This is a genomic window from Paenibacillus sp. J23TS9 (genome assembly GCF_018403225.1).
In the GTDB taxonomy this organism is placed as follows: Bacteria; Bacillota; Bacilli; order Paenibacillales; family Paenibacillaceae; genus Paenibacillus_AQ.
Window position 1 is genome coordinate 438,570 of record NZ_BOSG01000003.1, and the last position, 12,247, is coordinate 450,816.

Genomic DNA, 12,247 nt, shown 5'->3' on the forward strand with positions numbered 1-12,247 from the left:
ACACTCCTTTTTATCATTCATTCCAAGTCTAATATAATCCAAGTCTGCAGCTACGTACCCGCGGAACAAAATCAACTGTTCTGATTAGATCAAGCCCTGCAAACGAACGATAGCCTGCGCCCGATCGACTACTCCCAGCTTTCCGTAGAGACTGCTGATGTAATTGCGGACCGTACCTTCAGCAATGAACAGCTCATCAGCTATTTCGCGGTTATTCAATCCCCTGATGATAAGCTGAGCCAGCTCCTTTTCCCGCTCCGTCAGCTTAATCCGCTCCAGACTATTCCTTTGCCACAGATCATGCTCTTCCGTAAGACGAGTCATTCTTAACGCCAATCTGGAAGCCACTGCTGACGGTAAAATAAACTGACCCGATACCGTGTCCCGGATCGAAGCAATCATTTTGTCACTTTCCATATCTTTCAGCATATAACCGCTGGCTCCGCTAGCCAGACCTTCAATGATATATTCATCTTCCATAAAAGTAGTCAATATGAGGACCGACGTTTCCGGACAGCTCCGCTTAATTCTCTTGAGGGCAGTGATCCCGCTCATTTCGGGCATTTGGATGTCCATCAGCACCAGATCGGGCCGCAGTTCCTCCGTTATCTCGCAGGCCTCCAGCCCATTCCTGGCCAGCGCGACGACCTCCAGATCATCCTCCAAATCGAGAATGGTTCGAAGTCCTTCACGGGTTAACATTTGATCGTCGGCAATGACGATCCTTATTGGTTTCATATTCTATCCCCCACTCTACTCTTCGGGTAGGGAAGTTCGATTCGCAGCAGGCAGCCCTGATTGGATCCGGATTCGAATGATAAACTTCCGCCCAGCTGCTCTGCGCGCTCCTCCATAGCCTTGAGACCAAATCCTTTCACAATCCCGCTTGTGCTTCTCCCGTTATTTGCAAGCCGGAACACCAAGGCATCCTCTGTATGCTCTAGACTAAAGCGGAACTCCGTACTCCCACCATGCCGAAGTCCATTGGTTAATCCTTCCTGCAATGCGAAGTAGATCGCCTTCTTATGAGCGATGGATAGATTCGGCAGCTCATGGATCATGGCATGTATCGTTACGCCTGTATTATGTTCTGTATTCCGGATCAATTGATGCAAGGCCTGTTCCAGCTGATAGAATTTGTCCTCCTTGAGCATGTGCACTGAGCCGCGGATCTCATTAAGACTGTGACGGACCAATTGCTGCGCTTCCTGCAGCTTTTCCACCGCACTGTCCATATCCTTTTGAAGCAGGCGCTTCCCGGCCTCAATCTGCAATATGGTTGAAGTCAGCGTATGACCGACAATATCATGGATCTCCTTGGCAATACGGCTGCGCTCCTCATAAATAGACTTTTCAGCCAATGCCGCAGACGTCTCGCGCATCGAACGTTCAAGACGGAGCGTTCTCTCTTTCACTTGTGCTTCCAGGCTATTTTTGAGCTGCTGTATACCGGAGTATAACCTGGCGTTTTCAATGGAAATGGCACATTGCGAGCAGAGAATCCTCAGCACATCCATCCGCTCCGGTGTAAAGACGCCCGCCGACAGCTTATTCTCCATATACAGCAGGCAGATCAGCTTATTCTGATGCATAACCGGAAGACAAAGGACGGATTTCAGCCCGCTGTCCTTCACATAAGGATTCCTCATGAATAGGCCCCCGTGCGCAGCATCATGCAATACGACCTCCTCTTTCGTCCTGGCTGCATACCCGATAATAGCCGTTGAAACAATGCGGCCCGCTTCCTCCAGCGGAACGGATTCCAGATGCGTTTCCTTCGCCGTTCCATACCCTTCCACAACCCATCGTTCCTGGTTCATGAAAACGAGGGCGCCATAATCCGCTCCAGCGCTCTGCAGCATAATACGCAAGAGTGCATTTAGCAAGCGATCCATTTCCATTTCACCCGATAAAGCCTGCGCCGACAATACAACGGACAGATAATCCGTCTGATCGAGCTCCGAATACCGTTTCACCTGCAGAAGATGCCCATACTTCCGCTGCAAATCCTCTGTCTTTGTCTTGGAACCCCATTTAGAATAGTAGTCATACGCCTCGGTCAGATAAACCTTGGCATGCCTCATTTTCCCTTGACGGAGTCCGTATTTGCCATAGCATTCTGAAGCAATCGCCGCATCGTGAAGATGTCCGTGATGGCTTGCCAGCTCAATAGACTGCTCATACAGCTCCTCTGCCTGTTTATACTCCCCTTTCAGACGAGACAGCTCTGCCTTAACCAGCAAATATTTATCTTTGTAATTCTCCGGACAACGCGAAGCGTACGCTTTCATCAAAGTCAATCGATCCAGGATCTTGGCCACATACTCTTTTTGTTCGTGAGGTTCTGCATCCTCCCACAGCTCCGCCCAGACGAGTGACTCATAATGACTGCATACAAAGGATTCGGAAATATCCTTCCTCCGCCCATTTAAGACCGATCTTGCCTGTATAAGAGCTTCATTCGCGGCCGGATAATTCCCAAGGAGATATGCCGTTAAATAGTGGAACGTATATACGAGTTCACGTACGATATGATGGGGATCCCCCTGTACATTGGCAGCAAAGTCCTTCATTTCATCAACCTGAATCATAAACGGATCATCCGAAGCCCGTTCCCCGGTTAACTTGGCGAGTAATGCCGAAAAGATGACGGCTTGACTCCAGTGCAAGCTGTTGTTGTTTCTCCGGAGATTGGAAGCCTGGGAAAGCAAGCGATCATAAATATCCCCGAGCGGATAACCGTATTGAAACAGCAAGACACTAATCAAGATAACCGATTGATTGCCATGCCACAGATTGCCAGACTCCAGACCCACTCTGCTCGCATGCTCGCTGAAGGCTTCCAGCAAATTCGGATTATAGCGGCGCCAGCTGTCAAAGCAAATCGAGAAGGCTGAAAGCACTTTGGTATGCAGCATCGGATACGGCCGGGACTTTTCATAAGCAAACATCCCCCAATAGTAAGCTGCTTCATCATCCCGAAAAACATAGTTTAGCATCAATGCATACCCCGCAAATCCAACCGAAGACTCTGGCGTCCAGCCCTCCTTCAGCGTCAATTCCACCATTGCAAGTACCGAGGCTGCCCAGTTTGTGGGATCAACCGTATAATAGGCATGGCTTGTATAATCAAGTACTGACATGGCAGCCTTGCTAACTTCGCTTTCCATGGGGGGCAGCAGATCCAAAGATTCACTTTTGTGCTTGCGAAGCCGCTGCCGCAGTCGTATCCACCGTAGCGACGCCTTGATTTTTCCTGATTCATAGACGTTATGGATGCCCAGCAGCTTCAGCGCTTTTCTCCCCATGAAAATGACTTCCTCATAGTTATCCTGGTTAGACTCGAGCTGTATCTTTAAAATATAAACACGCGCTTGATCTAAAGGGGTAGCTGCTTTATGAAGAAGCAGGTCGAACAGTTCATTCGCCGCCTCGAAGCTGGCGCAGAGATACTCTGCCATAGCGCACTCCTGATATGCCTGAACAGCCAGTTTGTAGTGAGTATTCCAGCTTTCCCCGTCCAGCAGCTCCGTAGCCTGACGCAGATAAACCCGGGATCTCTCGTACGCCGTCGACTGTTTGGCGGCAAGTCCCGCCTGTAGATTCAATTCCGCAAGCTCCAGCCTCTGATCCCTGTTGTCGATCGACTCTATAGCGCGGTTTAGCTGGTGAACAACCTCAAATACATTTACATCCTCACCCGCCTTACGCCGTTCCAGGAGGATGCGCCCCATCCGTAAGTGCAGCCCGGACCGCTCTGATTCCGGAATAAGTCCATAGGCAATCTGTTGAATTCGGTCATGCTGAAAACGATAGTGTAGGCCATTCGCATCGGCCGACTGCAGCAGGCGTTCACGTACAGCATAATCAAGCACCTCTTTTAACTGGGCGCTGCTGCATTCCATAATGGAGGACAGGGCATCCACATGGACTTGGTTACCTAAGAGTGCGGCATGTCTAAGAACCTGAATCATCTGGTTCGGGAGATGCACCCATTTTTCCAGCAGGTACGCAGCCGAATTATTAGGAACACTCATATCGGAAATCCCCTTTAATTCCCACTGCCAGCAGCGGCTGACCTGATCAAAGCTTATCCGCTGCTCTTGAATCATATCCTGTAACAATTGCTTCAGAAGAAATGGATTACCGTCGGTCTTATACAGCAGTTCCACGGCCAGATCATGGGTTTTTGCCTGCTCGCAGTGCATCGCATCTCCAAGAAGCTCCATCAAATCGGTCATGGTTAATTCCCTCAGATGGATGGATTCTGTCTTTCGTTTCTGAATGACCTGCTCCGTCATGAATTGATAAAATGGATGCTGCGAAGCAACCTCCACGCCCCGGTAAATACCAATCACCATGAGGTTTTTCATTTCGCTATCGCCTAACAAATAATTAAGCACCTGCAGAGATGCCTCATCGCTCCACTGGAGATTATCAAGACATATAACTAAAGGATGCTCCTCGTCAAGAAAGAGCTTGATAAACCGGGTCATGATCAAATGAAACCGCTGCTGCGCTTCGAAAGGCGGAAGCTCCGGAACCTTGGGCTGCTCTCCAATGAGGAGTTCCAGCCTGGGAACGAGCTGAATTAGCAGCTGCCCGTAAGCCTCTACCGCATTCATGATCCGCAGCTTCCACAGTTCCAGCTGCAGTTCGCTCTCTGTCAGTAATTGCCGCACAAGACCATCCAGCACCTGAACCCAGCTGTGGTAGGGCCCAGCTTCATCATCCGGACCGAATTTACCGTAAGCCATAAAGCCAATCAAAGCATTCTCCCGATCCAGAGTTTCCTTAACAAAGGTCGTCTTCCCGCTTCCCACGCTTCCGCTAACCCATATGATTTCCACAGCCCCCTTGGCAGCCCGGTGGATTGCTTCGTGAAGGATTTGCCGCTCTTCATGCCGCCCATAAAAAGTGGAGGGAAATACCCATCTGTCCGAAACATCCCGTTCCCCAAGCTTGAAAGGTTCGATATGCCCCGAGGCACAAAGCCGGATCAGACACTCATCCAGATCATGCTTAATCCCATATGCGCTGGCATATCGTGCATTTGGCATTTTCTCCATGCATTTGCCAATCATCTCGGACACAATCTCCGGAATAAAAGGGGATCTTTCATGAACGGAATAGGCAACGCTTGCAAGATGATGATACATCGTCCCCAGTTTATCCCCGGACTCAAACGGCAGCTGTCCCGAAAAGAATTCATAAAGAATCACACCAAATGAGTAGATATCCGAAAGATCATCGGGAATAATCCCCGTTCTGCCCGTCTGCTCCGGAGAAATGTATGGCAGGGCGAAAATAGGCCTGCTCTTGACCTGTGCCAGCGGACTTTCACCGCTATCACTCGAACACATCCGGATGTCGGTCAACCTCACCTCGCAAGTATCCGGATTCACCACAAAGTGAAAGGGAGTCAGCTCATTAAGCGTGATATGCTCCTTGTGCAGCTGACTGAGACAATCAGCCGCAGACACGGCTATGCGCAGAAAGTCCGTAAGCTCTATGGGTACGGTATGATTATGTATGAACCGTTCGAGCGTCATTCCCCCGGTATCCTCCAGCAGCATTACAGGCCGCTCTCCCACCTTTTCCAGGTGGTATGCTGCTGCAGTTCCTTTACCTTTCAATTTTTGAAGCATTTCATATTCATATTGAAAGGAAGCTGCAAGAGCAAAAGGCGGATATTCGTCACAGGTCGTTTTGGCAACAAATCTTTTCTGGTCAATGATCCTTACCGTCCGGTAGAGTATGACTTCACCGTTATGCCCCATTTCCTCTATGATTTGATGCCCTGGAACTTTCAAAATCCGCCCTCTCCCTCCACTGGTACAACTCCGATGATAGATTAAGCCCATTATACTCTGAATACATTAGACCGCCCAGATGAACCACCGATTTCCCCAATACCCATTCTGTCGTATATCTGCTGCGGCCAGCCCTGAAATATCCCAGACCATTTGTACCAAAATCAACCGACTCACTCATTTGAAGGGGGACATATGGGCTTGGGTAAGCTTCAATATCCGGCTCATCCGCGCATAGAATCAGGCTCCATTTTGATCCGGTACGAGGCGGGAAATAATCGCCATACGCCTGTGACATATTCCCTCCGTTTTCTTTCGTTCCAGTCGATTCAGCCCTTGACTCCAGTCTCTCACCATTCACCAATCTTCCTGCATCATTCGTTTGATCCTTCATATACCCCCAAGCCCACACCGAGCCATCTGCCTTCAACGCTTGGCTTTGCATTAATCCTGCCGATATTCCCGTAAAGATATCCCCGGCACCCGTTACTGGTCTGGCAAGCGTCCAAATCATATTCTGTGCGTCATGCTCAGTCATATGATCTATGAACGCGTAGAAATCTTTCGTGCTTACGGTGTCTCCAATGAGAAAGTCTGCATGAGTACCTCTTTCAAATCCCAGTGCACCTTCCCAATTCGCTCCCCATCCCCAAATCCGTCCTTCTTCATCCAGTGCGAGACTGTGATACAAGCCCGCGGAAATGGAGCGGATGCCGTTTAAGGGTCCCTGCTCTGTCTCCACCCGGACCGGAGAATATTGCTGCTGTGCACATGGTTGATGTCCAGTGCCCAGCTGGCCTTCCTCATGATCTCCCCAGGCCCAGGCCTGTCCTTCTTCATCCAGCGCCAGGCTGAATTCGGCACCCGCAGCAATAGCTGCTATTTTCGCATGATGAGGAAACTTAATCTGAACTGCAGCAGCGATCGATCTCACCGTATTCATTTGGCCAATACCAAGCTGACCCTTTCGATGATCTCCCCAAGCCCAAACCTGACCCTGCTCATCGAGTGCGAGGTTATGAAAGTTCCCCGCCGAAACTGCCTTTATGTTAGAGAGACGATCTTCCCCTTCATTGGTTACTACAAAGGACGCCGCCTGCCCGGTAATCCATGTGTTGTTTCCCAGTTGTCCGTGTTGATTGCAGCCCATAGCCATCACCGTTCCATCACTCATCAGAGCAAGGAAGTGGTCTTCTGCAGCGCTAACTTCTGTGACACTCAGCTGGGCGACTGAATCTGCCCTGGAGATCGAAAATTTCGGATAAAAATGGATCACAGATGTCTTACTGAGAAGTATCCTCCACTTCTTCGGGATCGGGTGCACGCTCATCACTCCTTCTTATTTCAATTGTCGCTTCTAATATATTGCAATTGTTAGAAGTAATATAGTGAGCGTTGTCATGACTTTTGTCATGTGACAAAAAAAGCCACCCTGATGCGATGAACGCATCAGGGTGGTCTTTTCAGAAATCATTCTTCTTTCTATTAATCAAACTGCCAGCAGCTTAAGCTTAAATTACCGTACTGATAGCTGCGATGCAGCAATTTTGCCTTCCGGTTCGCATCCCCCGTACCCATCGCGATCAGCAGCGGAATAAAATGCTCGCTTGTCGGTACCGCCATGCGGGCGTTAGGAGCAAGCGTCTCATAGTTAAACAGCGAAGCCGTATCCCAAGCCTCCAGCTTGCTCTGCAGCCAGTTATCGAATGCTCCCGCCCATTCGTCAACACCCTGCGCACGCCAATTGACGCTCCGCAGGTTATGAACGGTCCCGCCGCTGCCAATAATAAGCACATCCTGCTCTCTTAGCTCAGACAATGCTTTGCCGATCTCATATTGCTGCTCATTCGTGAGGTAACGGTTAACAGAGAGCGCCACGACCGGTATATCCGCATCCGGATAGATCAGCTTCAGAACTGCCCAAGCACCGTGATCGAGCCCTCTTGCCTCATCCGGCTTGCTCGGGATTCCGCCTTTGGTGAAAAGCGACCGGATCTGTTCGCTAAGTGAACGTTCCCCTGGAGCCGGATAGGTCATCCGGTACAGCTCATCCTGGAACCCGCCAAAGTCATAAATGGTACTATACCGATCCACTGAGCTCACCGTTTGAACCGATTCTTCCCAATGGGCAGAAAAGATCACAATGGCCTTTGGTTTCGGCATCCCTGCTGCAAATTTTTTTAATAAATCTGTATATGCATGCTCCTCGAGTACAAGCGAAGGCGCACCATGCGCGAAAAAGTAAGATGGCATCATATGAACTCACTCCCTTTTTTATATTATTGGACCTTACTACGCTTTTTATAAATGAAATGATCCACCGAAAGAGCTTCTGGTCCCGATGCAAGCAGATATACCGAGATGAGAATCAGGCTTAGCTCCAGCTCATAACCGGCCACCTGATCATGACCGAGCAGACCGGCAGACAGCTTCACTGTCACGATCGCTCCAATCATCAATACGACAAACAGCGCAGATACCACACGGGTGAACAATCCGATAATCAGCAAAATACCGCCAACCACTTCGGCAATCGCCGCCACATAAGCCATAAATCCGGGCACGCTCATGGAGCTGAACCACGCCTCCACATTGCCAAGTCCCATCTGAAATTTACTGATGCCGTGCGCGAGAAATATAATTCCAAGTACCACACGCAGTAGAGTTGGTACCCATATATTCTTAATCATTTGATCCTCTCCATCCTAAAATATTAGTAATAATAAAATATATTTTATATAAGAAATATAACTCGTCATTTACTGGCATGTCAACAATTTATTTGTTAATATAAATATTAAATCAGTATTACAAATATTTTTAAGGACGCGTGAATCCATGGACATCGGCTCCAACATCCGTGCAATCCGGAAACGAAAAAATATCACCATTGCCCAAATATGTGAGGAAACAGGACTTTCGCAAGGCTTTTTAAGCCAGGTTGAAACGAATAAAACCTCGCCATCCATTGCCACACTAGAAAATATTGCACAGGCTCTCAAGGTTCCCTTGGCTTATTTGCTGCTAAAAAAAGAAGACCGCATGCATATTGTCCGTAAAGACGAACGGAAGATTACGACTAGCGGCATCGAAAAGCTCAAGGTGGCCCATCTCAGCTCGACAAAGAACGTACGAATGATGATCGTCGAGGCCCCTCCCGGAGCCTCAACCGGAGAAGCCCATGCTCACGAGGGCGAAGAGGTGCATGTAGTAATAAAAGGGAAAATTTATGCTGAGCAAGGAGAGGATTCGGCTGAGTTTACCGAAGGGGATTCCTTCTCGTGGAATGCCTGTACACCGCATTTAGTGAAAAATATTGGTGATGAGCTGGCCATTATCCTGATCGCGGTTTATACAGAATCGGATCAGGCCGGGGATTTGTTCTAAGTAAATACAGAGTTTCTCAAACCGCAAAAAGCTCTTCTCCCAGTGTGGAGAAGAGCTCTTTTTGTATGACTTATTTAATTTCCATGATATGAGTAACCTGGTTTCTTCCGTTTTCTTTTGAAGCATACAAGGCTTGATCCGCATTCTTCAGTATGGATGTCTCGGAATCACCCGGACTCGATGTAGCTATGCCCATACTCACCGTAATGCGGCCGATTTCCCAAGAGGATTCGGCGACTGCAGTCCGTAGACGATCAGCTATTTTCTTAGAGTCAGGTCCAGCGGTGTTAGGCAGGATCAACACAAACTCCTCCCCGCCTAGCCGTGCCACCATATCCTCTTCACGGACATGGAAGGTAAGGATTTTCGCGAGCGATTCCAGAACATCATCACCCGCCTGGTGTCCCCATGTGTCATTCACCTGCTTGAAATGGTCAATGTCTATGATAACCAGTGAAAAACGCAATCCTTGTTCGCTGTATAGATTCATTTGCTCTTCCAGCTTCTCTTGAAAAAATCTTCTATTCTTGAGCCCCGTCAGCTTATCCGTCATAGACAGCTCGACTAAGACCGCATTGATCTCCATCAGCTCAGCTTGTTTCTGCTCGATCTCCTTATGGATTTGTTCGAGCTTCACCAGCGCCTGATCCTTCTCCCAATAGGCCTCTTCGATTTGCTTTTTCGCAGATCGGAGCTCCTGTTCGTAGTCAATGCGTTTTCTCATCTGTACGAGTACACAATCAATAACCTCTACGCCATCGTTTTCGAATCGTCTTCCATTGAGTATAAAGGGTATCGACTGCTTTTCTTTATCTTTCAAACTGATAAACAGCTCTTCTACATGTCCATTCAGATTGATCTGCGGGTAAAAGTAGGAGTGGAAAATAAGCTTGTTGGCCGTAGACATGATGGATTCCAAATGCTGATCCACCAAGTCCTCCGGTTGATATCCCATCAAATCCAGGAAGGTCTGATTCACATCTGTTACTGTTCCTTTATGAGTAATAGAGACATATCCACATGGTGCATATTTCAGCCGCTCATCCATGATCCAATATCCTTTCCATACGCATCATCAGAGCAAATCCACTCCAAGATATTCATGAATATCACGAATCGTTTCCTCCGGATGGCTGATATGCGGATAGTGGCCTTTGGCCTCCATAAGACGCAGCGTGCTGTGCTTCAGATGCTCATGCAAATATTCCCCAACCTGAATCGGTACGATACTGTCATCCGAGCACTGCATAATGAGTGTGGGGACCGTAGAATTGGATAATTCCTGTCGATGATCGGATAAAAAGGTTACCTCGGCAAACTCTCTCGCAATGACCGGATCTCCCGAAATAAAGCTCCGCTCCAGTTCCTTGGTTAACATTGGCGACTCTGGGGCGTTCATCGCAAGCGGCGCCAAAAAGCTGGCCCAGCCTGCAAAATTCATTTCCATCATATCCAGCAGTTCAGTAATATCACTTCGATCGAAGCCTCCGAAATAATCCTCCCCATCATTCAAATAACGCGGGGATGGTCCGATCATAATCAATTTATCAAAAACATCCGGCCGCTCGATGGATGCCAGCATCCCGATCATCGAACTCACCGAATGACCTATGAAAATCACGTTTTTAAGCTGTAGCGATTCAATAATATCCAGTACATCCTGGACATAACCATGAAACGAGCTATATTTTTCTGAGGAATATGCGGTTAAATCCGAGTTTCCGGAGCCCACGTAGTCAAACAGAACGATTCGAAACTTTTTCTCAAATGAAGGCGCAATATACTGCCACATGCTCTGATCGCAACCAAATCCATGCGCAAAAATGATGGTTCGCTCTCCTTCGCCAATCACTTTCACATTATTGCGTACTGCAACATCGATCATTTCGTATAACTCCCTTTATCAATAGCTTTCCTATCATTCTGAAGGTACGGCTTGGAAATATCAAGTAAATACTTGAGGATTGGTATCATGCCAAAAAAGACCATCCCGTCACTGGAATGGTCTTTCCCGTCTCGTTACAACCGTTTATCCGGCTTACTTTCTTTTTGGCGCAAGCTCCACCGCCTGGCGGATCGCTTCCATCATGCTTTTCTCTTCAACGATTCCTTTGCCGGCAATGTCAAACGCGGTTCCATGGTCGACACTGGTCCGTATAATCGGCAAGCCTACGGTAATGTTTACGCCTGCATCCAGGCCAAGCACCTTAACAGGTCCATGCCCCTGATCATGATACATGGCAACGACAATGTCAAAGTCTCCGCGTACGGTGCGGAAAAACAAAGTGTCTGCCGGCAGCGGTCCGACAACGTTAATGCCTTCTTCCTGCGCCTTTTTGACGCCGGGCACCACTTTCTCGTCTTCCTCGCCGTAACCGAACAAACCATTCTCTCCCGCATGCGGGTTGATTCCGCAGACCGCGATTCTCGGATTTTCGATACCCGATTTCGTCAGCGTTTCATGTGCCAATTGAATAACACGGTAGACCCGCTCCGGATTAATCATTCTTACCGCATCGATGATACCGACATGCGTGGTCACATGAATCACCTTTAGGTTAGGGGCGGAAAGCATCATCGAAAACTCACTTGTATTCGTTAAATCAGCCAAAATTTCGGTGTGTCCAGGGTATTGATGCCCGCCTTTATGCAGTGCCTCTTTGTTGAGCGGGGCTGTACAGATCGCATCAATCTGCTGCTTTTTAGCCAGATCAATCGCTTTGGCCAAGTATTCGAATGCAGCATGTCCCGCTTCAGCGGAGACCTGCCCGATTGGCAAATCTGCACGGAGTAAATCCAGGTCCAGACAATAGACGGTTCCAAACTCGAACGCCAGCTGATCCAGCTGGTCATCGGTAATGGTCTTGATCTGCAGATCACTATTTACAAAAGACTGTGCCCGGCTGAGGATTTTGCTGTCCCCAATGACCACAGGATTGCACAGCTCGTAAATTTCCCGGCTTTGCAGGCTTTTCAGAATTATTTCCGGTCCAACCCCTGCGCCGTCTCCCATTGTAATCCCGATAATCGGTTTTGTATGATTCATT

9 protein-coding genes are annotated in these 12,247 nt (G+C 48.5%); 1 reads left to right on the top strand and 8 read right to left on the bottom strand.

All coding sequences use genetic code 11. The features are described from left to right. Positions 1–84: 84 nt before the first annotated feature. The 5 genes from KJS65_RS20445 to KJS65_RS20465 form a co-directional block, all read right to left on the bottom strand. On the bottom strand, positions 85–738 hold the full coding sequence (locus KJS65_RS20445) for a response regulator (RefSeq protein WP_213651695.1): 654 nt from the start codon (positions 736–738) through the stop codon (positions 85–87). Beyond that, positions 735–5,813 carry an AAA family ATPase gene (locus KJS65_RS20450; RefSeq protein ID WP_244864668.1) on the bottom strand — a complete coding sequence of 1,693 codons (5,079 nt, stop codon included), beginning with the start codon at positions 5,811–5,813 and terminating at the stop codon, positions 735–737. The genes KJS65_RS20445 and KJS65_RS20450 overlap by 4 nt, the downstream gene beginning before the upstream one ends. After that, complete coding sequence (locus tag KJS65_RS20455) at positions 5,770–7,137, bottom strand: RCC1 domain-containing protein (protein ID WP_213651696.1); 1,368 nt, start codon at positions 7,135–7,137, stop codon at positions 5,770–5,772. Before KJS65_RS20455 ends, KJS65_RS20450 begins: the two co-directional genes overlap by 44 nt. A 161-nt stretch (positions 7,138–7,298) precedes the next feature. Then, a complete protein-coding gene (locus KJS65_RS20460; protein WP_213651697.1) occupies positions 7,299–8,069 on the bottom strand; it encodes a DODA-type extradiol aromatic ring-opening family dioxygenase in 771 nt (256 codons plus the stop codon). Positions 8,070–8,092: 23 nt separating this feature from the next. Further along, positions 8,093–8,503 (bottom strand): DoxX family protein, encoded by a 411-nt coding sequence (locus tag KJS65_RS20465; RefSeq protein WP_213651698.1) that lies wholly within the window; start codon positions 8,501–8,503, stop codon positions 8,093–8,095. 148 nt (positions 8,504–8,651) lie between these two features. Here KJS65_RS20465 and KJS65_RS20470 point away from each other — a divergent pair, with 148 nt between their 5' ends. Then, on the top strand, positions 8,652–9,200 hold the full coding sequence (locus KJS65_RS20470; protein WP_213651699.1) for a helix-turn-helix domain-containing protein: 549 nt from the start codon (positions 8,652–8,654) through the stop codon (positions 9,198–9,200). 70 nt (positions 9,201–9,270) lie between these two features. Here KJS65_RS20470 and KJS65_RS20475 read toward each other — a convergent pair whose 3' ends face one another. The 3 genes from KJS65_RS20475 to pdxA all read right to left on the bottom strand — a co-directional run bounded on the left by KJS65_RS20475 (position 9,271) and on the right by pdxA (position 12,246). After that, positions 9,271–10,248, bottom strand: coding sequence for a sensor domain-containing diguanylate cyclase (locus KJS65_RS20475; protein ID WP_213651700.1), 978 nt, complete (start codon positions 10,246–10,248; stop codon positions 9,271–9,273). 27 nt (positions 10,249–10,275) lie between these two features. Beyond that, positions 10,276–11,085: an alpha/beta fold hydrolase gene (locus tag KJS65_RS20480; protein WP_280531342.1), complete on the bottom strand. Its 810-nt coding sequence runs from the start codon at positions 11,083–11,085 to the stop codon at positions 10,276–10,278. 153 nt (positions 11,086–11,238) lie between these two features. Beyond that, the gene (gene pdxA, locus KJS65_RS20485) at positions 11,239–12,246 is read right to left on the bottom strand and encodes a 4-hydroxythreonine-4-phosphate dehydrogenase PdxA (protein WP_213651701.1); all 1,008 of its coding nucleotides are present in this window, start codon (positions 12,244–12,246) and stop codon (positions 11,239–11,241) included. Position 12,247: the final 1 nt, after the last annotated feature.